The sequence below is a fragment of the Roseivirga sp. AWQ4_251 genome (assembly GCF_056158225.1).
In genome coordinates this window covers 768,479-791,878 of sequence record NZ_JBSWSW010000001.1, presented here as the reverse complement: position 1 = coordinate 791,878, position 23,400 = coordinate 768,479, and the positions used below count along the sequence as shown (strand labels likewise).

General features: G+C 40.2%; 26 protein-coding genes. 19 read left to right on the top strand and 7 right to left on the bottom strand.

Annotation, left to right across the window (positions count from 1 at the left end; all coding sequences use genetic code 11):
* Nucleotides 1–6: 6 nt before the first annotated feature.
* Genes ACXACJ_RS03630 through ACXACJ_RS03615 form a run of 4 tightly spaced genes read right to left on the bottom strand, consistent with a single transcriptional unit; the run spans nucleotide 7 to nucleotide 6,818 of the window.
* Nucleotides 7–3,480 carry an efflux RND transporter permease subunit gene (locus tag ACXACJ_RS03630; protein ID WP_475132910.1) on the bottom strand — a complete coding sequence of 1,158 codons (3,474 nt, stop codon included), beginning with the start codon at nucleotides 3,478–3,480 and terminating at the stop codon, nucleotides 7–9.
* A 27-nt stretch (nucleotides 3,481–3,507) separates the two neighbouring features.
* Nucleotides 3,508–4,674, bottom strand: coding sequence for an efflux RND transporter periplasmic adaptor subunit (locus tag ACXACJ_RS03625; protein ID WP_475132909.1), 1,167 nt, complete (start codon nucleotides 4,672–4,674; stop codon nucleotides 3,508–3,510).
* Complete coding sequence (locus ACXACJ_RS03620) at nucleotides 4,664–6,019, bottom strand: TolC family protein (protein ID WP_475132908.1); 1,356 nt, start codon at nucleotides 6,017–6,019, stop codon at nucleotides 4,664–4,666. The genes ACXACJ_RS03625 and ACXACJ_RS03620 overlap by 11 nt, the downstream gene beginning before the upstream one ends.
* Nucleotides 6,003–6,818 (bottom strand): TetR/AcrR family transcriptional regulator, encoded by an 816-nt coding sequence (locus ACXACJ_RS03615; RefSeq protein WP_475132907.1) that lies wholly within the window; start codon nucleotides 6,816–6,818, stop codon nucleotides 6,003–6,005. Before ACXACJ_RS03615 ends, ACXACJ_RS03620 begins: the two co-directional genes overlap by 17 nt.
* A 28-nt stretch (nucleotides 6,819–6,846) precedes the next feature.
* On the opposite strand from ACXACJ_RS03615, the gene ACXACJ_RS03610 reads away from it, so the two are divergent.
* The 4 genes from ACXACJ_RS03610 to ACXACJ_RS03595 all read left to right on the top strand — a co-directional run bounded on the left by ACXACJ_RS03610 (nucleotide 6,847) and on the right by ACXACJ_RS03595 (nucleotide 10,476).
* Complete coding sequence (locus ACXACJ_RS03610) at nucleotides 6,847–7,656, top strand: alpha/beta fold hydrolase (protein ID WP_475132906.1); 810 nt, start codon at nucleotides 6,847–6,849, stop codon at nucleotides 7,654–7,656.
* A 51-nt stretch (nucleotides 7,657–7,707) separates the two neighbouring features.
* On the top strand, nucleotides 7,708–8,175 hold the full coding sequence (locus ACXACJ_RS03605) for a RidA family protein (protein WP_475132905.1): 468 nt from the start codon (nucleotides 7,708–7,710) through the stop codon (nucleotides 8,173–8,175).
* Nucleotides 8,176–8,376: 201 nt separating this feature from the next.
* A complete protein-coding gene (locus ACXACJ_RS03600) occupies nucleotides 8,377–9,258 on the top strand; it encodes a hypothetical protein (protein WP_475132904.1) in 882 nt (293 codons plus the stop codon).
* A gap of 99 nt (nucleotides 9,259–9,357) precedes the next feature.
* The gene (locus ACXACJ_RS03595; RefSeq protein WP_475132903.1) at nucleotides 9,358–10,476 is read left to right on the top strand and encodes an Sb-PDE family phosphodiesterase; all 1,119 of its coding nucleotides are present in this window, start codon (nucleotides 9,358–9,360) and stop codon (nucleotides 10,474–10,476) included.
* A 76-nt stretch (nucleotides 10,477–10,552) separates the two neighbouring features.
* Here the strand turns inward: ACXACJ_RS03595 and ACXACJ_RS03590 are convergent, their stop codons facing one another.
* Entirely contained in the window at nucleotides 10,553–11,701 is a 1,149-nt protein-coding gene (locus ACXACJ_RS03590) for an MFS transporter (RefSeq protein WP_475132902.1), read from the bottom strand.
* A gap of 250 nt (nucleotides 11,702–11,951) precedes the next feature.
* Between ACXACJ_RS03590 and ACXACJ_RS03585 the strand changes: the two genes are divergently transcribed.
* The 3 genes from ACXACJ_RS03585 (at nucleotide 11,952) to ACXACJ_RS03575 (ending at nucleotide 13,899) form a co-directional block, all read left to right on the top strand.
* Entirely contained in the window at nucleotides 11,952–12,305 is a 354-nt protein-coding gene (locus ACXACJ_RS03585) for a hypothetical protein (protein WP_475132901.1), read from the top strand.
* A gap of 137 nt (nucleotides 12,306–12,442) precedes the next feature.
* Nucleotides 12,443–12,946 (top strand): hypothetical protein, encoded by a 504-nt coding sequence (locus ACXACJ_RS03580; RefSeq protein WP_475132900.1) that lies wholly within the window; start codon nucleotides 12,443–12,445, stop codon nucleotides 12,944–12,946.
* Between the two features lie 206 nt (nucleotides 12,947–13,152).
* Nucleotides 13,153–13,899, top strand: a complete 747-nt coding sequence (locus ACXACJ_RS03575; RefSeq protein WP_475132899.1) for a carboxypeptidase-like regulatory domain-containing protein — start codon at nucleotides 13,153–13,155, stop codon at nucleotides 13,897–13,899.
* Between the two features lie 9 nt (nucleotides 13,900–13,908).
* On the opposite strand, the gene ACXACJ_RS03570 is transcribed toward ACXACJ_RS03575, so the two are convergent.
* Both ACXACJ_RS03570 and ACXACJ_RS03565 read right to left on the bottom strand, forming a co-directional pair.
* Nucleotides 13,909–14,913 (bottom strand): LLM class flavin-dependent oxidoreductase, encoded by a 1,005-nt coding sequence (locus ACXACJ_RS03570; RefSeq protein ID WP_475132898.1) that lies wholly within the window; start codon nucleotides 14,911–14,913, stop codon nucleotides 13,909–13,911.
* A 77-nt stretch (nucleotides 14,914–14,990) separates the two neighbouring features.
* A complete protein-coding gene (locus tag ACXACJ_RS03565; RefSeq protein ID WP_475132897.1) occupies nucleotides 14,991–15,776 on the bottom strand; it encodes a hypothetical protein in 786 nt (261 codons plus the stop codon).
* 109 nt (nucleotides 15,777–15,885) lie between these two features.
* On the opposite strand from ACXACJ_RS03565, the gene ACXACJ_RS03560 reads away from it, so the two are divergent.
* The 12 genes from ACXACJ_RS03560 to ACXACJ_RS03505 all read left to right on the top strand — a co-directional run bounded on the left by ACXACJ_RS03560 (nucleotide 15,886) and on the right by ACXACJ_RS03505 (nucleotide 23,383).
* Nucleotides 15,886–16,824 (top strand): helix-turn-helix domain-containing protein, encoded by a 939-nt coding sequence (locus tag ACXACJ_RS03560; RefSeq protein ID WP_475132896.1) that lies wholly within the window; start codon nucleotides 15,886–15,888, stop codon nucleotides 16,822–16,824.
* A 97-nt stretch (nucleotides 16,825–16,921) separates the two neighbouring features.
* Nucleotides 16,922–17,689: an SDR family oxidoreductase gene (locus tag ACXACJ_RS03555; RefSeq protein WP_475132895.1), complete on the top strand. Its 768-nt coding sequence runs from the start codon at nucleotides 16,922–16,924 to the stop codon at nucleotides 17,687–17,689.
* A 216-nt stretch (nucleotides 17,690–17,905) separates the two neighbouring features.
* A complete protein-coding gene (locus ACXACJ_RS03550; RefSeq protein WP_475132894.1) occupies nucleotides 17,906–18,121 on the top strand; it encodes a DUF5071 domain-containing protein in 216 nt (71 codons plus the stop codon).
* Nucleotides 18,122–18,125: 4 nt separating this feature from the next.
* On the top strand, nucleotides 18,126–18,299 hold the full coding sequence (locus ACXACJ_RS03545; protein WP_475132893.1) for a hypothetical protein: 174 nt from the start codon (nucleotides 18,126–18,128) through the stop codon (nucleotides 18,297–18,299).
* Between the two features lies 1 nt (nucleotide 18,300).
* The gene (locus ACXACJ_RS03540) at nucleotides 18,301–18,696 is read left to right on the top strand and encodes a hypothetical protein (RefSeq protein WP_475132892.1); all 396 of its coding nucleotides are present in this window, start codon (nucleotides 18,301–18,303) and stop codon (nucleotides 18,694–18,696) included.
* 48 nt (nucleotides 18,697–18,744) lie between these two features.
* Nucleotides 18,745–18,999 (top strand): hypothetical protein, encoded by a 255-nt coding sequence (locus ACXACJ_RS03535; protein WP_475132891.1) that lies wholly within the window; start codon nucleotides 18,745–18,747, stop codon nucleotides 18,997–18,999.
* 78 nt (nucleotides 19,000–19,077) lie between these two features.
* Nucleotides 19,078–19,674, top strand: a complete 597-nt coding sequence (locus tag ACXACJ_RS03530) for a hypothetical protein (RefSeq protein ID WP_475132890.1) — start codon at nucleotides 19,078–19,080, stop codon at nucleotides 19,672–19,674.
* 75 nt (nucleotides 19,675–19,749) lie between these two features.
* The gene (locus tag ACXACJ_RS03525) at nucleotides 19,750–20,373 is read left to right on the top strand and encodes a hypothetical protein (RefSeq protein ID WP_475132889.1); all 624 of its coding nucleotides are present in this window, start codon (nucleotides 19,750–19,752) and stop codon (nucleotides 20,371–20,373) included.
* Nucleotides 20,374–20,437: 64 nt separating this feature from the next.
* Nucleotides 20,438–20,995 (top strand): hypothetical protein, encoded by a 558-nt coding sequence (locus ACXACJ_RS03520; RefSeq protein ID WP_475132888.1) that lies wholly within the window; start codon nucleotides 20,438–20,440, stop codon nucleotides 20,993–20,995.
* A 92-nt stretch (nucleotides 20,996–21,087) separates the two neighbouring features.
* Complete coding sequence (locus ACXACJ_RS03515) at nucleotides 21,088–21,777, top strand: helix-turn-helix transcriptional regulator (RefSeq protein ID WP_475132887.1); 690 nt, start codon at nucleotides 21,088–21,090, stop codon at nucleotides 21,775–21,777.
* Nucleotides 21,778–21,861: 84 nt separating this feature from the next.
* Nucleotides 21,862–22,812 carry an alpha/beta fold hydrolase gene (locus ACXACJ_RS03510; RefSeq protein WP_475132886.1) on the top strand — a complete coding sequence of 317 codons (951 nt, stop codon included), beginning with the start codon at nucleotides 21,862–21,864 and terminating at the stop codon, nucleotides 22,810–22,812.
* On the top strand, nucleotides 22,805–23,383 hold the full coding sequence (locus tag ACXACJ_RS03505; protein ID WP_475132885.1) for a YdeI/OmpD-associated family protein: 579 nt from the start codon (nucleotides 22,805–22,807) through the stop codon (nucleotides 23,381–23,383). Before ACXACJ_RS03510 ends, ACXACJ_RS03505 begins: the two co-directional genes overlap by 8 nt.
* Nucleotides 23,384–23,400 lie beyond the last annotated feature (17 nt).

The window sequence follows — 23,400 nt, the reverse complement described above, 5'->3', positions numbered from 1 at the left end:
CAAACATCAAGCCAAAACTTCATTTGAGGTTCCGCCATTAGTTTGTAATCCGTTTTTCTTTGCTTCTTTTTTTCCAGCTATTTGGTACATCACCTTATCGGCTATTAAATACATAGTTGGAACAATGATTAGGGTGAAAAAAGTTGCAAAAGTAAGACCAAATATGATTGTCCAAGACATTGGTCCCCAGAACACAACATTATCTCCTCCTAAGTAGAAATCCGCATCGTATCTCACGAACAAACCGATAAAGTCGATGTTCAATCCTACGGCCAGCGGCACCAAACCAAGAATGGTTGTAATCGCTGTAAGCAATACAGGACGAAGCCTAGTTTTACCTGAAGTGATGATAGAATCCAAAATCTCATTCATTGGCAAACGATCATCTTCTGAAAGCCCCAACTCTTCTCTCCTACGCTTTCTGGTCAACTCAATAAAGTCAATCAATACGATCGCGTTATTCACCACAATACCCGCCAAGGCTATGATACCTACCATGGTCATGATTACAACGAATTCCATGTTGAAGATTACCAAGCCAAGGAACACTCCAATGGTACTTAACAGTACAGAGAACATGATAATGAATGGAGCAGTAATTTTATTGAACTGCGAAACAATGATCAAGAAAATGGTGAATACGGCAATCAAAAGAGCTTTTACCAAGAAAGCCATGTTTTCAGCTTGCTCTTCTTGCTCACCCGTAAAGGCATAATTATATCCTCTTGGCATTTCGTAGTCAGCCATCAAATCTTTCAACTGTTCGTTAATTTCAGTTCCGTTGAAGCCATCCAAAACGTTCGAACTCAAAGTCACAACTCTGTCCAAATCCTTTCTTTTAATCGAACCGTAAGTTGAACCATAATGAACATCGGCTACAGAAGAAATTGGCACTTGAACCAGTTTACCAGTTCCTTGATCTCTGAAAGTGATGTTCTTATTAAGAAGCGCGTCTACATTATAACGGTAATCTTGATTTAAACGAACGTTGATTTCGTAATCATCCTCACCTTCTTTGTATTTAGAAACTTCTTTACCGAACAATGCGGTACGGATTTCATTGGCAATGGAATAGGTAGAAAGTCCAAATCTTCTGGCTTTATCTCTATCGATGTCTACAATCAATTCTGGTTTACCAAGTTCAAGAGAGCTTTTCAGCTTCTCAATTCCTTTGATTCCAAACTCATCAATTTTCTGCTGAACATCTTCGGCAATAGCAATAAGCTGCTCCAAATCTTCACCAATAATCTCCATGTTGATTGGCTTACCTGTTGGAGGTCCAGCGGCATCCTTATCTACAGTAAGTGTAACACCAGGCTGCAACTTGATTTGCGAACGGATGTCGTTCATAACATCAGAGGTGCTTAGGTCTCCACGAAGTTTACTTTCAATAAAGTTCACCGTAATACGAGCCTTATGAGGTTCTTCCGATTGGCCCACCGCAGTTGGGTCGCCAGGATCGGCCGCACCTTGGCTGACGTTGGTAGTTACCGATTCTACAATTCTTTCATAAGGCTTAATGATATCGAAAATCTGAGTTTCAATATTCTCTGCGAAATCATTGGTGGTTTCAATGTCGGTTCCTACAGGAAATTCCACAAAAACGTTTACATAGCGTGGTTCATTTTCTGGGAAGAAAAGGACTTTAGGCTGAAACGCTCCGAAAATCATAAGGGAAAGCACGAGCATAACCACTGAACCGCCCAAATACCACCATGGGTTTTTCACAGCGCTTTTCAATGTACCTTCATACAAATTCTCTAACCAAGGCAAGAAACCAGCTTGGAATCTTCTACTCATTGGCCCAAGAGCGTAAATATTAAGCAGCGTAATTACACCGATCAACAACAACAGGTTACCAAACCAAATAGCATGAAGAACGAAGGCAAAGATTAAACCTATGATAATCGCCAAACCTGATCTGATTAATATTTTTCTATGATCATAAACCTTTTTACCGTCCAAACTCATGTAAGAAGAGATAAACACAGGGTTGATAACCAAAGCCACGAACAAAGATGAACCTAAGGTAATGATCAAAGTCAATGGCAAGTACAACATGAATTCACCAATGATACCTGGCCAGAAAGCCAAAGGAATAAATGCTGCTAATGTAGTCGCGGTAGAAGAAATAATTGGTAAAGCCACTTCACCAACACCTCTGCGGGTAGCAGCCATTGGTGTTAAGCCTTCTTCCATCAAACGATAAACGTTTTCCACAACCACAATACCGTTATCTACCAGCATACCCAAGGCCATAATCAAACCGAAAAGGGTCATGGTGTTGATGCTAATGCCAGCAAGTCCAAGAATCATAAGAGCCATGAACATGGACAATGGAATGGCCATACCCACGAACAGAGAGTTTCTAGTTCCTAGGAAGAACATCAAAACGGTAACTACCAGAATTACCCCGAAAATGATGTTGTTACCCAAGCTGTTTACTTGCTCACGAGTTTCTTTAGATTGGTCGTTGGTAATGGTAACTTTTGTAGATTCTGGAATTTGACCATCGGCTCTACTTTGATCGATCAAGGCCATGATTTTATCTGTAGCGATAAGCAAGTTTTCACCGCTACGCTTCATAACATCAACCTTTACTACAGAATCTAGGTCCAAACGAGCGTAGTTTTGCTTGTCTTTGTAGCCAAATTCTACAGTTGCTACATCTCTTAGGTAAACAATATTACCATCTTCACGACTGATAATAATGTTCTCCATTTCCTTAGGATCTTTGTATTCACCAATAATCCTAACGTTTCTTCTTAAACCATCTGCTACAACATTACCGCCAGAAAGGGTTAAGTTTTCTGCAGTAATGGCATTTTCAATATCAGTAAAGGTTACTTTTCTAGCTTCAAGTTGAAAAGGGTCAACCTTGATTTCAACTTCCTTCTCGTCTACCCCAACGATGTTTACCTTCGATATTTCAGTGAACTTTTCGATTTCATCTTCAAGGAATTCTGCGATATCATTCAACTCGTCCAAAGATTTGCTTGGATCGGTTAAGTTGATGTTCAGAATTGGGAAGTTTTCAGAAATACTGAATTTCACTACGCTTGGGTCGGTTTTCAAATCAGAAGGCAATTCTGACTTAGCACGGTCCACAGCGTCTTTCACATCAATTACTGCTTCGTCTACATCTACCCCTACTTGGAATTCAACCACAATGGCCGAATAATCCTGAACAGAAGTTGATTGAATATTATCTACACCTTCAATAGTGTTGATTTCCTTTTCTAGTTCCCGAGTAATCAAATTCTCGATATCGGCCGGAGAGTTACCAGGGTGAACCGTACTTACATATACAGTAGGTTGTTCTACTTCTGGAAAATTCTCTTTGGGCAGCGTTATGTAGGAGTATATACCGGCCGCTGTAATAATCAGCGTAAGCACATACACCGTGATTTTATTGCGAAGCGACAGGGAGGTTAAACCAAACTCCTTGTCCACCACACGTTCTTGGTTATTTTCAGCCATAATGCTTTAAAATTCTTAGGTTGAAGATTAATTCTGCACTTTTACTTTAGTGCCTTCAGCAATGGTACGAGCACCTTTATCGATTACTGTTTCGCCTCCACTAAGGCCAGTCAATACTTCGGTTTTGTTGTCGTAAGAAAGTCCCAATTTCACATGAACTTTTTTAGCTTCTGAACCTGATAAGGTGTATACAAAATTACCTTCTAAGTCTTCTTGAATAATTCTTGAAGGCACAACCACAGCTTTATCGTCTTTGTAGTCTGTAATTTGAACAAGCGTAACCAAATTGGCTTTTAAGTACTCGTCTACTTTTGGAAGTTTCACCTCCACCACAAAAGTTCTGCTGCCAGGGTTAATTACATTACCAATACTTGTAATGGTTGAAGTGAATTCATCGCCAAGTGTTGGGATCGTAACATCCACTTTATCGCCCACTTTGAATTTGCCAATGTAAGCTTCAGAAACATCGACATTGATGTACATATCGGTGTTGCTTACTAAGAATGCTACCTGAGATCCCATTTGAACAAACTGACCTGCTTTTACGGGAACTTCTTCGATGCTACCAGAAAACGGAGCGGTGATGTTGGTTTTGCTCAGCTGCGTATTAAGACTTTCTAATTGCTTTTCTAAAGCCTCTTTTTCATTCTTAGCAGTTAAGTAATCTACTTCGGTACCAATGTTCTTCTTCCAAAGTCTTTCTCTTTTTTGGTAAATCGTGGTAGCGTAATCCAAACGGGTTTTCACCTCATCGATTTGCTTTGTGATTTGCTCAGAATCGATAATTGCCAAAACCTGGCCTTTGCTCACGGTTTGCCCTTCCTTGATTCTAAGTTCTTTCAAAAGACCAGAAGCTTCTGCACTTACGTAAACGTTCTTTCTTGAAAGCACATTTCCTCTTACCTCTATCTTATGGTCAAATTCGGTAGTGTCAACTTTCAAAGTGGTTACCAATGCCGCAGCTTCATTGCCATTGAAGAAAGAAGGATCTTCTTCTGCAATTTCCTTTTCAAGGTCAGCAATTTTAGTTCTGATGTCTTTCAGTTGCTGCCTGGCTTCGGTTAGTTCTTTTTTCTTGGCGTCTAAGCCTTCAGTTTGGCCTCCACATGCCGTTAAAACGAAAACAGCAATAAGGATTGTGGCGATTGATTGAGCTTTCATTAGATTGATGTATTTCAAGTTCTTAGTTGTCATTTGTTTTGAGTTTTCCTAGGGCTTTATCCAAGTTAACTTTCGAAATTATTGCGTTGTATAAGGCATTCAAATAGTTGGTCTCTGCCTCTTTATAGTCCTTTTCAGCATTGGTAACCTCTAGGTTTGAGCCTATACCGGCACTGAATTTTTCTTTGGTGCTGTTTCTCACTTCTTGGGCAAGGTTCATATTCTCTTCTTGCACATCGAGCTGCTCTAAACTTACATCCAAAGCTTGTTTAGCTTCTTTCAACTCCTGAAGCAAACTGTTAGTCAATTGCTTGTATTGATTATTCAAGGTTTCAAGCTGGTATTTTCTTCTTTCGACAGTGTACTTTTTACGAAGTCCGTCAAAAATTGGAATGGTTACGTTTACACCAACACTTGAGTAAGAAAACCATCTGTTAGGATCCCAAACCTCACTGAATTCGCTACTACCGGTATTTCTACCCCAAGCAGCACTCAAATTCACTTTAGGAATGTAGCCTGATTTGGTGTTTTTAATATCGAGCTCAGCCAGTTGCTTCAAGTAATCCAATTGCTGAGTTTCCACTCTATCGGAAAAACTAAATCCGTTGATTTCTGCTAGAGAATAATCGAAATCGATTTGTTCAAGCTTGTCAGAAAGGAAGATATCTTCGTCTACCGGCATACCCATGGCAAGTTTCAGCAAGTTTTTACTTACCGAAATTGACTGCTCAACTCCGCTCTTTTCAGACTTTAAGTTGTTAAGCTGAACCTGCAAACGGCTTACGTCTAGCTTTTCAGCAAAGCCATTTTCGTAAAGTGTGCTGGTTTCATCTAAAGTAGATTGTAATGCGCCAATGTTGGCATTAATCAAATCGATGCGGGTTTGATTTACCAAAACCAAATAATAGGCTTTAGTAACTTGCTCAACTACATCGGTTTCGGCTTTGTATTTATCTACAATTACCTTTTCTCTTAAAACTTTGGCGGCTTTTAAGCCAATAAAGAAAGATCCATCCCAAATCATTTGGGTAGCTCTTACGTTCAAATCGCCTTGGTTTTTGATACCAAATGAAATTCTACCTTCTGTACCTGGAGGAACCGATGGATCGAAATTACTGATGTCCAAGATCGAGCTCTGAAGCACCAAATTGTTGGTATAGCCGAAAGTAGCATTCACCTGAGGTAAACCGTCTGCTCGGGTTTCCCCCACTTGAGCTTCGGCATCTAGGCTAGTTAATTCGGCATTTAAAATTGATTCATTGTGCATTAAGGCATATTCTATGGCCTTATTCAATGAAAACTCTGTTTGCGCTGTTACTGCTACAGTACACAGCATAAGCATAAGCACTAAAGAATACCTGTTAGTTCTGCGCTTCATTATAATTCGCGTTTGTTGTTGTTGTGTATTGATTGAAAAGTTGATGACCTTCTATGGTAAATAAACCATGTATGAAATGATCGAATAGTTGCATTTGAATTTTTTCTAGTGTGTATTTTCTGGAAGAAAAGAAATTACCAAGAATGAAGAAGTGAACTTGCTCTATACGCATAGCGGCTAGAATTTCGGCATCAATGTCAGGCCTGAAGTAACCTTCCTTCTGCCCTCTTTCAATCACTTTCATGATTGACTTTTTCATTACCTTCCCCTTAAACTCTTCGTACATCCGCCACGCTTTAGGGTAAAACTTTTGAAGTTCATTCAACAAGTTCAATTTCATTTCCTTCACCGTATCCCTTAAGCAGGTAGATAGCAGCAAAAGCTCATGAACACTGTTTTGACTTCCGTCAGTCGACCCTAAAAACCTCTTCGCCTCTGCATCAAAAAAAAGTTTTGCAGTGGTGTTCACCAATTCCCCTTTATCTTTGAAGTACTGATAAATGGTTTTCTTGGAAATACCCAATTCACGAGCAATGTCATCCATGGTAACAGAACGTATACCATATTGACCATACAGCTCGGCAGCCTTCTCTATGATTTTATCCTTGACTTCCATTTCGATTGCAAAACTAAGGAAACTTTCATCTTCTCCAAAGTTTCCGATTGACTGAATGACGTTGATTTTCAGTACTTTGTTAACCAGAATTAAATATTCTTTAAAAAATGTAAGTTGCAATCGACTGCATAAACCAAAGAATATTTGCCTCTCAAGAATTGTTTTACCGAATTGATTTGGCATTTTAGCCACATAGAAGCTCAGAGAATTGATGAACAACCCACTGCATGGAAATATTACAATCAAAACACATTCTTTAAAATATACCATATACCCTGGTGGTAGCCGTACTTTGGTTTGTTTTCACGGGTTTGGCCAAGACCATTCTGCCTATAAGAGCGTTTATGAAGCAGTAAAAGGGACACATTCGGTATACAGTTTTGATTTGCCTTTTCATGGCCGCAGTTCATTTGAAGAGCTGAAAGAACCGCTGAAACCAGAAGACTGGAAATTGTTTATGGTTGAATTCTTCAAAAAGGAAGGAATTTCGAGCTTCGAAGTGATGGGTTTTTCGATGGGAGGAAAATACGCAATGGTAACCACAGAACTTTTCCCCGAAATGGTAAGCCATATGCATTTAGCCGCTCCCGATGGCATAGGAACACACTTTTCATATAAGTTATCTACCCACTCCCATTTGGTCAGAGGAATTTTCAAATCTCAAATTGAAAAACCATGGCTCTTCAACGCGTTAGTAAAAATTGCAAGAAGCCTGAGATTGATGAACAGCTACACCTTGCGTTTTGCCGAAAGCCAAATGAACACTGTCGAAAAACGAGCACAAGTGTATAGAACATGGGTTTTTCTACGTCAGTTTTTTCCGGATTTGGGACAATTGGCGCAAGCCATAAAAGCTTACAGCATCAAAACCACTTTTTATTTAGGCAATCACGATCGGGTAATTGATCGCGCAACAGTTCAACCCTTAATAGACTTGATTCCAGACTGCGAAGTAAAAGTTTTAGAAAGCGGCCACACTCAATTACTCAAAGCTGTAGCAGAATCGTTGAGCCCAGCTTAAAATTTCAGTTGTATATTAGATCGAAACTTTCACTTTTTTGATCTATAACAAATGAAAAAACTTCTCCCTCTTTGCATTTTTATTTTACTTTCTGGCTGCCATAAACTGCATCATAACACAAAAACCGAAAAACAGTTGGAGCACTATCAGTCCGAGGTAATGGCTCCACTTAATCTTCCTTTTTCGGATGCGGTGATTGTAGGCAATATGATTTACCTCTCTGGCCAAATCGGGAATATTCCTGGCAAATTAGAACTTGTTCCCGGAGGACTTAAAGCGGAAACTAAGCAGGCCATGGAAAACATAAAAGCAATTTTAGAAGCCAATGGTTCTTCTTTTGATGACTTGGTGAAGGTAACCGTTATGATGGCTGACATTAACGAGTGGGGAGATTTTAACCAAGAATATGTAAAGTACTTTGAAGGCAAAAAGAAACCTGCAAGAAGCGCGCTCGGAGCTAATGGTTTGGCATTGGGTGCTCGGTTAGAAATTGAGTGTATTGCCGTAAAGCGGAAATAATCAAAGCCTAAAATAACTTATACAAAGTCAATGCGTTAACACTTTAATTCTTCACCCTGAATTTTTCGCATGAGGTTTATTTGGTTCTTCTTGTTGTGTATTTCACTCAGCACCTCGTGCTTTTGCCAGAAATACAGCAAGTCCCAAACCGATAAAAAAATATGGCAGTACTTAGAAAAGTATAGCCCCTCCAGCTTCCAGATGATGAAAACGCTTTACGACCTTCCTCAGGGTTTTACCATTCAAGGGGTTAGCATAAATCTTTCAAAAGAAAGTGAACCCAATTTTTGGGTGAACAACAAAACGGATAAAGGCATTGTGAACGCACTAAACACGGTTGTTCACGAATCCATGCACGGCCTAACTTCACGCTATCCTTATAAATTTTTAGAAGAAAGGAGAAATGAAGATTACAACATAAAGGATGATTACTCGGCCTTCTATATCAGTGCTGAAGAGATTTACATTATTAAACACACAGAAATTTTCAATAGCCACAGAATCGCCAAAAACGTACCTAAAGACCTAAAAACCTTTCGTTTCAGCCCATATATTTCACCTAGAAAAAATAATCTAGGCAGCCAAGCGGACGGCATCTTCGGGCTAATGGACGAGTGGAACGCCTACTATCATGGCACAAAAGCAGCATACGACCTTTTTGATTTTTACAGGGAGCAGTCAGAAGGAAATCAAGCCATATACTTAGAATATGTAAACAATATGGCTGGTACTTATTATGCTTATTACGAATTCAAATATTTCATTCTGAAATACCTTGAACTGGCGAAACAAGAAGAACCAGAAATCTATCATTCCCTGATGACGAACAAAACTTTGCGAAAAGCATACACCGCCATCAACAATGCTTACGCGAACCTAATTGAACAGTTTGAAGCTCAATTAGACGACATCACTATAATTGCCCAAAAGGCAGATGAAACCACAAGAGTTTACAAAGATCAAGGCTACTTTTTCATCAACGGAACTGGCGTTGGACTTTTTACCGAAGAAGCCGATCTGTTGAAAAAAGAACTCTCAAAAAAATACCTCAGAGAACTAGACGAAGCTTTTCAAATCAATTAATTTAATGAGTTCAGATACCTTCTGAATTTGTAAAGGATAAAACATTGGCGTAACAGCAGAGTAACACTAGGCTTCTACTTTTGGTAGAAACCTACAACTATGAAAAAACTGCTTACCATTTACCTACTGAGCATGAGCCTCGGTGCTTGGGCTCAAAGCCACAACCACACTTTTGGACGCAAGATCGTTTTCCCGAATGTGGATGGATTCTTTACCATGAAATGTGACTTGCACATTCACACTGTATTTTCTGACGGAAGCGTTTGGCCCGACATCCGAGTAATGGAAGCCGATAAAGATGGCTTGGATGTAATTTCTCTTACTGAACACCTAGAATACCAACCCCATAAAGCTGACATTCCACACCCAAACCGCAATAGATCTTTCGATTTGGCTACGAAATTAGCCGCCAACAAGCCATTGATGGTGGTAAAAGGTTCCGAAATCACCAGAAGCATGCCTCCGGGCCATAACAATGCCATTTTCATTCAAGATGCCAACAAACTGCTTTTAGACGATGCTTTAGAAGTTTTTCGCGAAGCTAACCGACAAGGCGCTTTCACTTTCTGGAATCACCCAGCTTGGGTTAGCCAACGCCCTGATGGCATTGCTAGAACTGAACCACTTCAAGATCAACTGATTCGTGAAAAACTTTTGCACGGAATAGAAGTGGTGAATGGCCAAATGTATTCAGAAGAAGCTCTTCAACTTGCACTGGACAACAACTTAACCATTATGGGAACTTCAGATGTGCACGGCCTAATTGACTTTGATTATCAACCTGAACATGGCGGCCACAGACCTATTACGTTGGTTTTTGCTAAAGAGAAAACTGAAGAAGCCTTAAAAGAAGCTCTTTTTGCAGGACGAACTGTGGTTTGGTACAAAAACACTTTGGTAGGAAAAGAGGAAAACATGAATCTACTTACTGATGCTTCTCTTTCTATCACTGCCGCCAATTACCCAGCAAGAAGACAAGTGGCCAATGTGACCATAAGCAACAACAGCGATGTTACTTATATGCTGAAAAACCAATCGGAATACACTTTCCACGAAGACACCGACATTTTAACTATTCCAGCGCAAGGCAGCTTAACCTTTATGGTGAAAACCAAAGAACAATTGAAAAACTTCATTTTGAAATTCGAAGTGTTAAACGCCATTGTTGCCCCTGAAAAGCATCCTTCTATTCAACTTTCTGTTTCAGTAGAAGAATAAGCAGAAAAGGTTGTTCCGGAGCTTTGTTGAAAGATTTACATCGAATAAATCATGGTTCTGGAACAACTTTATTTTATCAAGAACCTTTCAGAACCTTTGTGACCATCAGCAAAGCACAAAAGGTAAGAAGAGCGAGAAAAAGGAAACCATTCTGCAATCCCCATTCTTCGGCCACGAAACCGATAATTACAGGCCCCATCAACAAACCGATGTAACCTGAAGAAGCCACTGAAGCAATTCCAACTGCGGGCTTTACCTCCTTTTGTTTGGCAGAACTACTAAATAAAATGGGCACAATTACAGAATAACCCAATCCTGTGAGGCTTAAACCCAATATGGCCAATTGATAACTTCCCTGCTGAAGGGCAATCAGCCCCAAAATACTGATGGTGCACCCCAAAACAACCAACCGAAACACTCCGTATTTCAAAATGAGATTATCGCCCAAAAACCTGCCCAAAGCCATAAGCGCAGCAAAACCCGCGAAACCCAATCCAGAAATTGCTGCTGGTGCTAAAAGATTCTCTTTCAGATAAATTGTACTCCAATCTGTAATAGCCCCTTCGCTTAGCATAATACAGAAACCCACAATCGCCAAACCCAATATTGATTTTGGTGGCAGCCTAAAACTATGCCCTTCTACTTCTCCTAAATCTGAATTGACCAAATGCTTAGAAACAAAGAGCATTAGAACAGAAAGTAGCAAAGACCAAATGAGCATATGCAAAAACGGAGAAGCGCCCAAAGCAATAAAAAGCCCCGAAGTCCCCGCGCCAATCATACCTCCAATGCTAAAAAAACCATGGCAAGCGGACATAATAATGGTTTGCTTCTGTTTTTCCACTTCAGCGGCCACCGCATTCATGGCAATATCTGTAAGCCCCATACTTAAGCCAACTAAAAACAAACCGACAATCAGCCAAATGAAATTAGGAGCGACAACGGGAACAATAATAGCGGCTAAAAAAGATAGGATGCCTAGCATTGTTGCTCGTTTTTCTCCCAAAGCATGAATAATTCGGCTATAAAAAGGCAATAGAACGGTAGCGCCCAAAGGCATAAAAAACAAAGCCAACCCGAGTTGACCATCGTCAATAGCCAAACGAGACTTTATTTCAGGTAAACGGGTTACCCAAGCACCAAAAATTATGGCCAGGGCCATAAACACCATCCCCACTGCCCTGCTTTCTTTTCTCCAGAGAAATGCTTTCAATGTTTTAATCATAGCTCAGTTGTTTGCTTTACAAAGCAAGGCATTCCGCTTATCACATAAATACGGCATTTTGACGGGTTTCAATACAAAATTCACTTCAGTGATTAAACACCTAAAAACCAACCCATTAAAGTGGCGCAAAACTAAAGAATTTTGATCTCTTAAAAATTGCAAACGTTTTCCAAAGTATTTTTTTAAATTTTTTAACAATTAGTTTCTTGAAATACCAAGTAAGACTCTAACTTCGCATCCGATAATTGTTATGATTATAATGTTTCGTTTTTCTAAAGTCTTAGTCGCTGGCTTCACCGCCCTACTCCTTATGCTAGGGAGTACGCGTGAAACAGTTTCTACTTTAGTATTGCATTATTCTCAAGAACATAAATCTTTCAAAGGCATTGAGGAAATCAGCAACAGTCTTGAAGAAAATGAATTTTCGTTTTCTGTAGACGTCCTGAAAAAGTTAGACAATCCGCCTTTGCTCTTTCAAGAATTTGAAGGCTTACGTTTCGAGTCGTTTTCAGAAAAGCTTACGCCTAATTACTTAGGGCAAAATGACTTAGGAAATCCTACCAAGCTTTATATTCTCTACCACAATTTACGACTGGTCTGCTGATCATCTGGTTTTAAAATGTTGAATTACGTGCTGTAATTCCAGCATTGCTTTGCTTTCCTAAGTCTCATCGGAAAGTCAGTTTTTATCCATTACCATTTTGATCATCGAAAAACAAGCTGTTCTACAGTTTGAAGGCTTTGAAAACACCTATTTCACAGTTTTCATTTAAAGAAATTGGAGTACGCTCTGCGGCCTCACATGGCTTAACATGTGGGCTTCACAGTACCGCATTCCCTATGCTTTCATATACTGAGAGCACAGAACAGCAATTTGCCACGAGCATTTTCGACCAGCAATTCAGCCGCTCAGGCTGGCCCGGGATTGTAGGGGTACTAAAAAACAATCCCGGTGCCTTGCTGGATTTCTCAATCCCCAAATGGAATAAAAGCTTCACACATGAGCCAGAGGCCAAAAGCTTTGATAAACCAGAATTAAATAAGACAAAAAGTCGTGATGATAATTCACGCGTAACGACAAAGAAATCAAAGGTGTACATCGCAAGGTTTTCCACGAATTCAGGACGTGATGCTAGCACCTTACAAAACAAACTTCGAGTGGGGTCGCCTGTTTGTAAAAGCATGGAGCGATCTCCTCACTCTCTCTCCCTTTATCCGGAAGCGATACGCGCTTCCGGATATTAATTGGAGAATTAAAAATATACTTTCTTCATAGTCGACATACGGTCGGTTAAGTAAGTAGAGTAGCGTTGGTTGATGTTTCAGGCCCGTAATCGGTTTTTCCCCGAAAGCGGGCCTGATGTTTTTTATACCTCTCATAATTATGGTTCAGCTTTATGGAATTCCCAAGAGGAATGCATCCTGTTAACAGCTAACCTTAAAATGACAAAATGAAACCGCTATTAACCATTAAAAGTCCTTGTCCAAAAAAGTGGGAAGAACTTGAAGAACAAGGCCATGACTTAAGTAAATTCTGCACTTTTTGCTCCAAAAACGTCCTTGATTTAACCAATAAATCAGAAACTGAAATTGAAGAAATTTTAGCCCGTTCTAAAGGCAGCGTATGCGGGAAATTAAGACCAAAGCAGATCAGTAAATCCCCAAGCTGGAACCACAATTCCCTTACAAATCTTTCTAGGCAAATTCTTTCGGTTTTACTATTTGGAGTCGTTGCTTTACCTAATGCAAAAACCTTCGCCCAATCTAAGAACAACCCTCAAACCATTGTATCTGAAATAAACAAACCGCTCGCCATTACCATGCTCAAACAAGATTCACTTCTAGTATTTTCAGGCAGAGCGATTGAAAAGGAGAGCCAAGAACCTCTTCCTGGAGTGCTCATAAAAATTGGGAACAATGAATACCACTCTACGGACAAAGACGGACATTTCTCCTTTAGCATCAACCCTTCTACAGTTCAAGCTAAAAGCACGCTTATCACATTTTCGTTCTTAGGCTACGAAAGTCAAGAATACAAAATACCACCTGAATCGAACACAAACTGGCTAGTTGAACTGTCTCCAGAAGAAATGATACTAGGCGAAATCGTTGTACAAAGAGGCATCAAATACTTGCCGAGCAAAATTTGGAGAACCATTAAATCCGTCTTCAGAAGCAAAAAAGCCTGCAATATTTAGCCGTTTTGATCAGCCCTTCATAACCTCAGAGAAGATTCTGTAAGAATTCACTCTATCAGAATGATCGAAAATATGAGAAGCCACCATAATCTCATTGATACCCGTTTGCGCTATAAAATCATGAGTTTTCTCAGCAACGGTTGCCTTACTCCCGATAAAGGCGTATTTCAGCATTCTTTGAAAAGCTTCATGCTGCGAAAGTGCCTTCAACTCGTAGGTCATATCTTCAGGCGGTTGCATATAATCGATATTGTTGGTTAAAACACCATACATCATCCTGATCAAAGAAGTAGACAGTCGCTCGGCAGCTTGATCGCTTTCTGCTGCAATCACATTTACACAGGCAATGGTGTACGGCTTTTGCAAATAAGCTGAAGGTTGAAAATTATTGTGATAAATCTGAAAAGCATCGAAAAGCTGAGCGGGCGCAAAGTGGCTCGCAAAAGCATAAGGCAATCCCATTCTGGCCGCCACATGAGCACTATCGGTACTAGATCCCAAAATATACAAAGGCACATTCACACCTTCAGCTACGCTTGCCCTTACGTTTGAAGATTTGTTTTCTAATGAGAAATAGCGTTGAATTTCGGCCACTTCATCAGGAAAAGCCATTACAGATTTCATTCTATCGGAACGAATGGCATGAGCCGTAACCTGATCAGTTCCTGGTGCTCTACCCAAGCCCAAATCAATTCTGTTCGGAAACATAGAGCCAAGGGTTCCGAACTGCTCTGAAACAATTAAAGGCGAATGATTCGGGAGCATAATACCTCCAGAACCCACTCTGATTTTCTCGGTTCCTCCTGCAATATGGCCAATTAAAACGGCTGTTGCAGAGCTGGCAATGCTGACCATATTGTGGTGTTCGGCCAGCCAAAACCTATGATAACCGAACTTCTCTGCATTTTGGGCCAAGTTTAAGCTATTAGCAAAGGTGTCGGCAGGTGTAGAGCCAACGCCCATTGAGGCCAGTTCTAAAATCGAGTATTTTATATTTTGAATATGATCAGGCATGTGAAGTTCATTTTGACATTGAATACATAAACAGATTCAAATGCCAATAATTCCATCCCGTTCAAATTTATATTGAGTTAAGCCTTTCTCATCTTTTTGAAAGGATTGGTATGTCTGTTTTTACAACCATGCAACACAATGAAAACCAACAAGATAAAAGCCACCAATAAGGCAGTCCATTGTAAAATTGGGATTTCACCCCAGTGCCGCACCGCAATGGCAACCAAAGCCCAAACCCCTACTCCAGCAAATTCACGCATGTTTCGGGCGTAAATCATAAAGAGATTTAGCGCCCCAGCAATCACCACCATAATGAGCGCCCACTGTGTTTCTGAAAACAGTGCACTCCATTCAACTTTAGCCAAATAGGCCGAAATATTCGCAATAGTAGCCACAGCAATCCATCCGCTGTAAAGGCAAATAGGCCACCAAATCCAAACAATCACTTTCAGCGGTGCATCCCAGCGTTCCATATTCAAGCGGAAAACGATTTGAAGCAATGCCATCAGAATAACCAACATCACCAGAACGCTTGCTCCCGTTTGTTCCGTAAGCCAAAACCAAAGCCAGCTCATATTTCCCAAATTCACGACCAAAAGCCATGGCCCTATTTTGCGGATAGTGCCGAATTCGTCTCTATTGCGAAAAGCCATCACCAACTGATTGACACCTAAAACCAACATACTCAGAAAAATCAATCCCCAAATGGAGAAAGCATAGCCTGCTGGTGTGAAAAGATTATCATATTCCTGACTTAAGGAGGCGACTGTATTTCCATGAAGTCCAGCGGTATTCACATGGTAATTCCAGTAAATCATAGCAATGATCACTAGCATATTTAAAACGGCATATAACTTCTTCATAACAGGCTGATTTGCGACTTCTCAACTAAAATCTCAGCATTACTGTTTTAGACTATTGGAATTTCCGTTAGCTGTACGCTAACTTTGAATTTTACAAACCGAAATTGTAATGAAGGAAATTAAGAAGACATCTTTGGAAGAGTTCTACAAGGAAGCAGCTGCCTTTACGGGCAAAAACATAAATACACTGCTTCCTCCCGGTATCAATAAAGAAGTCGGCCATTTCAATGTCTTCGATATTTCGGAAACCATTCGGGAAGTAAAGAGAAAGAATGTAATGCCTTATAACCGAAGGTCTTATTACAAAATCAGTTTGATCAGAGGTAAAAACAGAGCAGAATATGCAGATAAAGTGATTGACGTTCAGCAGAATGCTTTGCTTTTTGCGACCCCGAAAATCCCTTATCATTGGTATCCTCTGGATGAAAACCAAGGAGGTTCCTTTTGTGTGTTTACGGATGAATTTTTGATTAAAAACAAAACCGGTGTGGTACTCGATGACCTTCCTATTTTTCAAGCTGGTGGATATCCTGTTTTCGAAATCCCTGACGCCAAAGCCGATGAAATTGAAGTGGTTTTCAGGAAAATGAAGGAAGAAATTGCTTCTGATTACGCCTTTAAATATGACTTGCTAAGAAACTATGTGCTGGAATTGATTCATTATGGGCAGAAGCTCCAGCCCGTAACCAACCTCCACCCTAGTAGCAATGCTTCGGCTCGGGTAACTTCATTATTTATAGAATTGCTCGAAAGGCAGTTCCCCATAGAATCGCCCAATCAACGATTGACTTTAAGAACTGCGAAAGAATATGCCGAAAGATTGGCTATTCACGTAAACCATTTGAACAAAGTGCTTAAAGACAGTACCGGCAAAACGACAACGGATATCATCAGCAACAGAGTGGTTCAGGAAGCTAAAATATTGTTGAAGCAAACCGATTGGAGCGTTTCTGAAATTGCATTTTGCCTGGGATTTGAAGAAGTGGCTCACTTTTCAAATTTCTTTAAAAAACAGACCTCTTTGGCTCCTCTGAATTTCAGATCTTAGTTCGATATTTGATTTTCGCAAATCATGGATTGAACTGCGCAAACCCAAAGCTGCATTTCTCCTCACCTTTGTTCCATCAAGTTTAAAGCAAAACGAAATGGAATCAACAAAGAACAAAATAGCCTTGGTTACGGGTGGTAGCCGTGGCCTTGGCAGAAACATGGCCCTTAATTTGGCAAAAAAAGGAATTGATGTGGTACTTACTTACCACAGTAATCAAACTCAAGCCGAAGAAGTAGTTGCCGAGATTGAAAAACTGGGTCAGAAAGCGGCAGCTTTTCAATTGGACGTAAGTAAATCGAATACTTTCGATGCCTTTATTGAAAAAGTTACCGGGCATTTGAAAGCAGAAACCGGCAGTAGCAACTTCGACTTTCTGATTAATAATGCCGGCACCGCGCTTTATAAACTCTTCGCGGAAACCACTGAAGAAGAGCTGGACGATATGTTCAACATTCACTATAAAAGTGTGTTTATGCTTACCCAAAAAGCATTGCCATTTTTAAACGATGGAGGCAGAATCATCAATATTTCTTCTGGTTTGGCCCGTTTTTCATTTCCGGGATCATCGGCCTATGGTGCCATGAAAGGAGCCATTGAGGTTTTGAGCCGTTATATGGCAAAGGAACTCGGAGCCAGAGGAATTGCAGTGAATGTAGTAGCGCCTGGCGCTATTGAAACCGATTTTGGTGGTGGCAGAGTGAGAGACAACAAAGAGTACAACGATATGGTAGCCAGCATGACCGCCCTTGGCCGTGTAGGTTTGCCAGAAGATATCGGTGGAATTGTGGCTTTTCTATGCTCAGAAGAAGGCCGCTGGGTAAATGCACAACGCATTGAAGCTTCTGGCGGAATGTTAATATAAATTGAACTTCCCATTTTCAATTTAACCAAAGCCTTTCTCGGTAAAACGAGAGAGGCTTTTTGCATGATAGGCAGAAACTGAAAATCAAAGGCAACCTCGCCCCTCCAGAAACATAAGGAATTCAGGGAAAAGTAAGGCAATAAACATTTAACAAGTAGCTTATTACGGAAGTTTTGAGCAAATTCCGCATATAAAGGTGTTATATGTCACGAGTAGATGATTGAAAAATTAATTCCAAAGGATAAGCTAGATGAAGAAACAGCTCAAAAATTGTTTGGAAAAACTTACGAAGAAGTAAAACCGATCATTCCTGATTTAATGGAATGGATACAAGACATGAATTGGCCAGTTGCAAGAGTTGTGGCAGACTATTTAATAACCATTTCAGAATATCTAACGCAGAGAAATCATTGCAATTTTGAAAGGGAATGATGAAATGTGGAAATATTGGTGTATTGGAGTTTTTGGATTCTATTCGAAAAACACCTTAGATCAACAGGTTATTGAAGAAATACACCGGATAGCTTATCAACCCACTAAAGCTGAATTCGAACATGAATGTCATAAGCAAGCATTAAGAGCTCTAAAAGAACGAAATCCAGTTGATTAATATGAGTTGGGATTTATTTGTACAAGACTGGGGAAACGCTAGAACTCTCAATGAGATTCCAGGTGACTTTGAACCCAAACCTATTGGGAATCGGAAAGACATCATTGAAATGATTAAAGAAGCCGAACCCACAGTAAGCTTCGAAGATGAGTCTTGGGGAACTCTTGAAAACGATCAATTTTCAATAGAATTCAACATGGGAACTGATGAAATTCTGAACTCATTCGCTATGCATATAAGAGGGAACGAATTGGCATTCCCCTGCATCGCCAATATTCTAAAACAATTGAACCTTCGAGCAGCAGACGGATCAACTCCAGAATTCTTTGATACGAATAACGCTATTGACTGTCTCCAGAATTGGATTGAATTTAGAAACAAGTTGCTTGAAAAGTAAAGCATATAACAGTCGCTAAAAATCCAGTCACATTAACAGACATTGTAATTGATTGAACAGAACAAATATGATTCAAAAACAAGCTATGAGATCGTGACAAAAAAGGTAGTATTCGGTAATAACTTTGATTCTGAAATCGACTTATTTAAAATTCCTTTGTATTCCTGGGGTGTATATGTGTCTGAGAGATTGAAAAACGAGCTTGAAAAAGAGAAAATTACTGATACAGGATTTGCGGAAAACAAGGAGAGGTTAGGTGTACTTTGGAAACCGCATTTTCCAATAATAGAATTTGAAAATTAAAAACGTTAGTTAACAAGGTGTATAGCGCATACCATACGAGACACGTACCATACACGGAACTTACCAGCAATATCGCCTATGAGAAAGTTTGATCTTTGGTTAGAATTTGAAGAAACAGAAGATAGGGAAAATCTGACCAATGACTTTGCTAGCGTCATAGTTACTCTTGACGATGGCAGAAAATATAGAATCAACGTCTTGACTTTCAATTATTTGAATGAAGCAAAAAAGAAAGAAGGCAATACCTATGCGATTCCACCTGATCTCTTCGTATCCGAACTAACACGAAACTGTATAGAACAGTCTATTTCAAAGCTCTTAGATGAAGGTGAACTAGAAGATCTACTGAATCCAACTATTTTCAATTTAAACTTTTTGGATCCTTGGTGGAACATTATGGAAACACCCGATCTGGGAGAAGCAATCAATATCGAATTAAAGAAAGAGCTGCATCAAAATCATAAGCTCCATAATATAAAATATCAACTTTTAGCTAAGAGACAGGATACGGATGAAATTCTAATAAAGCTTGACTCAGGTGAATTAGCAACAATCCACATGACCTGGAGTGGAAAGGAAGAACAAGGAAATTACCCATTAACTACATTCTTCTGCAACCCACAGGATTTTTGGTTAAAATCTATGAAATGGTCAATCCTTGAACAACAAGGGTGAAGCTGACAACATCCACTATAAATAAGTTTATCAATCAGAATAGTTGAGATCAAGAAACATAATTTTTAAGAAAACATGTTGAAATACTCCGTTGTGATATGCTTAACCATTTCAGTGGTTTTAATGGGAATCGCAACTTTGGTTTACCCTGGTGGTTCATTGCAAAATGAAAACTCTATCGGATTCGATTGGTCTGAAAATTTTTTCAGCAATCTGTTTGAAGAACGTGCCATTAATGGCTCTGTGAACACATCCAGGATTTGGGCACTTGTAGGAATCGCACTCCACTCTCTGGGCTATGGCATCTTTTTTATCCATATGTCAAAGAAAATCTCAGTAAAACACGCAGCCACGGTTTTAAAAATCATAGGTATAGCCAACATATTATTCACCTTCTTAATTGCCACTCCCCTACACGACATTATGGTAACACTATCTGCCACATTGTTCCTGATTAGCTTATTCTACATAAGCGTGTTTATCCTAAAAACAAAGCGCCATTTCCTCAAATTCTCTTCTGTACTTTGCTTATTGGTCTACTACTATACCTTATTCTTATATGGTTCGGGCCATTGGGGTGTATTGGCCATTATGCAAAAAGTATGTTTTATCAGTTCAATGCTCTTGATTTTAGGCCTAGAGTATTTCACCAAACAAGAAGACTTCAAACTCAATAAACCCAACAGGCAAAAAGTCTGAACAAAAGCATTTTGCTTCAGACTTTTAAAGTTTTTTTTCAGATAAATCATTGATAAACAGCTAAATGAAACCAACAAAAACATTTATTCTTCTTATCATTTTAGCTTTTGGTCAGTCATGTTCAAAATTAGACTCTGAAAAGAAAATTCAAACAGCCTTTCAAAATTGGAAGCAATCTCAGATTAAGAACAATAAGTTTGTGGCTGACTCATATTGCAATTTTGACTATGTAATTGTGCATGAAGAAGCTGGGTTAATTTTGGGATTTCCCGATCAAATTAATTTTGACTATGCAGACCTCAATGGAGATCAAAAAATTGATGCGCTAGTAACATTTTTTCCTAATCAATGTGATGGTGGAAACACGGTAGCATGGATTCAATACCAATTGTTAATTCTCAGCAAACAAAGTGAATACAATGTAAATGACAGTTTTTTCGAAAAAATTAAACTCAGCACAGAATCCGGTTTTTATCATCTGGACAGCATAGATAATACGGGCTTTTACGGAACTTTTTTCGACTTCAAATCAGACGATGGTTATTGTTGTCCAAGCATAGAAGAACCGATAAAAGTTAACTTTAAAACGAAAAAGATAGAAATAATAGAAACGGCTTATTAGCACTAAACTTATGCTGTACAGTCTTCATGAAATAAGGATGTAAATCTATCATTTGCTCAACACCACCATCAACAAACCACAACAAATACCGAATGGAAGGAGATGAAGTCAAAAGGATTTCGAGGCTGACAGCAATTTTAACTCAGCTGCAGACCAAAAGAATCGTAACCGCAGCGAGCCTCTCGGAGAAGTTTGAGGTAAGCAGGCGAACGATCTACCGGGACATCAAAGCACTGGAAAAAGCGGGTGTCCCCATCCTCACAGAAGAAGGCAAAGGCTACATGCTCATGGAGGGTTATAGAATGCCTCCGATCATGTTTACGGAAAGGCAAGCCAATGCCCTGATACTGGCCGAGCAGCTGGTACTGAAAAGCAAAGACGCCTCTTTTGTGCAGGATTATGGAGAAGCCATCGACAAGATCAAATCCATCCTTGCCTACACCATTCAGGATAAAGCCAATTTACTGGCCGACAGAACACAATATGACGAGGCGCTAAATCAGGAACGAAACAGCAGCAACTTGTCTGATTTGCAAAATGCGCTTACCAACTATCAGCTGGTGAAAATACTGTACACCAACAAAGAAGGCTCCACTTCCGAACGAGTGATCGAGCCATTTGCCATAGTCAATGCTGAAAACTGGTACCTGATAGCGTGGTGTCGCTTGCGAAAGGAGTTTCGTTTTTTCCGACCAGATCGGATTGAAAAAATGCAGGTTCTTCAAGAGTATTTTAAGCCACACAACCTCACCTTGCAAGAGTATTTTGACAAATACCAATAATTCTCAAAGACCCTTGACATAGGGCTGTCTCACGCCAGTCATACGTTTGCCTCAAATCTTAAAAAACACAAAATGACAAATGTTATGAACTCAGTTCTTGTCGAAACTGGATTCCCAAAACCTCAGTTAATTTCAGTAAATGGTGTAGAACTGGAAGTCTTTGAAACAGGTAAAGAAAACAAAGGGAAACCCATTGTGCTCTGTCACGGCTGGCCGGAGCATGCTTTTTCATGGCGCCACCAGATACCCGCTCTTGTAGAAGCCGGCTATCATGTGATCATTCCAAACCAGCGTGGATATGGCAACTCCTCTCGCCCGGAAGAAGTAACGGCCTACGACATTGAGCACCTGGCTGGAGACCTGGTGGCGCTGCTCGATCACTACGGATATGAAAATGCCACATTTATAGGTCATGACTGGGGAGCCATGGTCACATGGTGGCTGACTTTACTTCACCCTACGCGTGTAAAAAGAATCATTGCGCTGGCTGTTCCCTATCAGGTGCGGGGAGAAAGACCGTGGATAGAGTGGATGGAAGAAGTACTGGGTGGCGATTATTACTTCGTTCACTTCAACCGACAACCGGGCGTTGCTGATGCTATACTGGATGAAAATGCAGCACAGTTTCTTCGCAATATTTTTAGAAAAAACATTCCACAAACCATCCCGGAACCAGGCATGGCCATGATCAATCTTGCCAAAGCCGAAATACCTCAAGGAGAACCCGTGATGAATGAAAGTGAACTGAACGTTTTCATCTCTGCTTTCGAAACCACCGGATTTACAGGGAGTATCAACTGGTACAGAAACCTCGATCGCAACTGGCATTTGCTGGCCAATGCGAATCCCATGATCCAACAACCTACACTTATGATCTATGGAAATAACGATGTGATCCCTAAATTCGAAGGATTATCGGCATTCGTCCCCAATGTGGAAGAAGTAAGCCTGGACTGTGGCCATTGGATTCAGCAGGAGAAACCCGAGGAAACCAACCAGGCCATCTTGAAATGGTTAGCACAACAAAATGGATAAAGATTTAGAGACATACTGTCCTCAGAGTCAAGCAGACTGGCGCCAATGGCTGGAGAAAAATCACCAGTCAAAGCAGTCTGTTTGGCTGATCTACTACAAGGCATCTACCAGGGTGCCTTCCCTCACCTGGAGCGAAGCGGTAGATGAAGCCCTTTGCTTTGGGTGGATAGACAGCACCCGCAAGACCATAGATAGCGAAAGGTATATGCAGTATTTCTCCAGGCGAAAACCCCGAAGTATCTGGTCGAAAGTGAATAAAGAAAAAATCGTCCAATTGATAAAGGAAAAACGCATGCAGAAACCCGGTTTCGACAGCATAGAAGTGGCTAAGAAAAACGGCTCCTGGGAGACTTTAGATGAAGTGGAAGCACTGCAGGTGCCAGAGGATCTTGCAGAGGAATTGGCCCGTCACCAAAACGCCACCGAATACTTTGACAGCCTGAGCAAGTCCGTCAAAAAGATCCTGCTATACTGGGTCACCTCGGCCAAAAGACCCGAAACCCGCCAAAAAAGAATTCTGGAAGTCGCACAAAATGCCAGCGAAAAGCAGAAACCAAAGCAGTTTAGATAAGAGTTTCTAAGAAGGTC

Excerpts from the sequence above, each read along its gene's own strand:
- ACXACJ_RS03530 (WP_475132890.1), top strand. The coding sequence starts at position 19,078 with ATGAGAAAGTTTGATCTTTGGTTAGAATTTGAAGAAACAGAAGATAGG.
- ACXACJ_RS03560 (WP_475132896.1), top strand. The coding sequence starts at position 15,886 with ATGAAGGAAATTAAGAAGACATCTTTGGAAGAGTTCTACAAGGAAGCA.
- ACXACJ_RS03520 (WP_475132888.1), top strand. The coding sequence starts at position 20,438 with ATGAAACCAACAAAAACATTTATTCTTCTTATCATTTTAGCTTTTGGT.
- ACXACJ_RS03505 (WP_475132885.1), top strand. The coding sequence starts at position 22,805 with ATGGATAAAGATTTAGAGACATACTGTCCTCAGAGTCAAGCAGACTGG.
- ACXACJ_RS03510 (WP_475132886.1), top strand. The coding sequence starts at position 21,862 with ATGAACTCAGTTCTTGTCGAAACTGGATTCCCAAAACCTCAGTTAATT.
- ACXACJ_RS03610 (WP_475132906.1), top strand. The coding sequence starts at position 6,847 with ATGAACAACCCACTGCATGGAAATATTACAATCAAAACACATTCTTTA.
- ACXACJ_RS03585 (WP_475132901.1), top strand. The coding sequence starts at position 11,952 with ATGATTATAATGTTTCGTTTTTCTAAAGTCTTAGTCGCTGGCTTCACC.
- ACXACJ_RS03565 (WP_475132897.1), bottom strand. The coding sequence starts at position 15,776 with ATGAAGAAGTTATATGCCGTTTTAAATATGCTAGTGATCATTGCTATG.
- ACXACJ_RS03605 (WP_475132905.1), top strand. The coding sequence starts at position 7,708 with ATGAAAAAACTTCTCCCTCTTTGCATTTTTATTTTACTTTCTGGCTGC.
- ACXACJ_RS03545 (WP_475132893.1), top strand. The coding sequence starts at position 18,126 with ATGTGGAAATATTGGTGTATTGGAGTTTTTGGATTCTATTCGAAAAAC.
- ACXACJ_RS03555 (WP_475132895.1), top strand. The coding sequence starts at position 16,922 with ATGGAATCAACAAAGAACAAAATAGCCTTGGTTACGGGTGGTAGCCGT.
- ACXACJ_RS03570 (WP_475132898.1), bottom strand. The coding sequence starts at position 14,913 with ATGCCTGATCATATTCAAAATATAAAATACTCGATTTTAGAACTGGCC.
- ACXACJ_RS03595 (WP_475132903.1), top strand. The coding sequence starts at position 9,358 with ATGAAAAAACTGCTTACCATTTACCTACTGAGCATGAGCCTCGGTGCT.
- ACXACJ_RS03550 (WP_475132894.1), top strand. The coding sequence starts at position 17,906 with ATGATTGAAAAATTAATTCCAAAGGATAAGCTAGATGAAGAAACAGCT.
- ACXACJ_RS03625 (WP_475132909.1), bottom strand. The coding sequence starts at position 4,674 with ATGACAACTAAGAACTTGAAATACATCAATCTAATGAAAGCTCAATCA.
- ACXACJ_RS03615 (WP_475132907.1), bottom strand. The coding sequence starts at position 6,818 with ATGCCAAATCAATTCGGTAAAACAATTCTTGAGAGGCAAATATTCTTT.
- ACXACJ_RS03525 (WP_475132889.1), top strand. The coding sequence starts at position 19,750 with ATGTTGAAATACTCCGTTGTGATATGCTTAACCATTTCAGTGGTTTTA.
- ACXACJ_RS03575 (WP_475132899.1), top strand. The coding sequence starts at position 13,153 with ATGAAACCGCTATTAACCATTAAAAGTCCTTGTCCAAAAAAGTGGGAA.
- ACXACJ_RS03515 (WP_475132887.1), top strand. The coding sequence starts at position 21,088 with ATGGAAGGAGATGAAGTCAAAAGGATTTCGAGGCTGACAGCAATTTTA.
- ACXACJ_RS03590 (WP_475132902.1), bottom strand. The coding sequence starts at position 11,701 with ATGATTAAAACATTGAAAGCATTTCTCTGGAGAAAAGAAAGCAGGGCA.
- ACXACJ_RS03620 (WP_475132908.1), bottom strand. The coding sequence starts at position 6,019 with ATGAAGCGCAGAACTAACAGGTATTCTTTAGTGCTTATGCTTATGCTG.
- ACXACJ_RS03630 (WP_475132910.1), bottom strand. The coding sequence starts at position 3,480 with ATGGCTGAAAATAACCAAGAACGTGTGGTGGACAAGGAGTTTGGTTTA.
- ACXACJ_RS03600 (WP_475132904.1), top strand. The coding sequence starts at position 8,377 with ATGATGAAAACGCTTTACGACCTTCCTCAGGGTTTTACCATTCAAGGG.
- ACXACJ_RS03540 (WP_475132892.1), top strand. The coding sequence starts at position 18,301 with ATGAGTTGGGATTTATTTGTACAAGACTGGGGAAACGCTAGAACTCTC.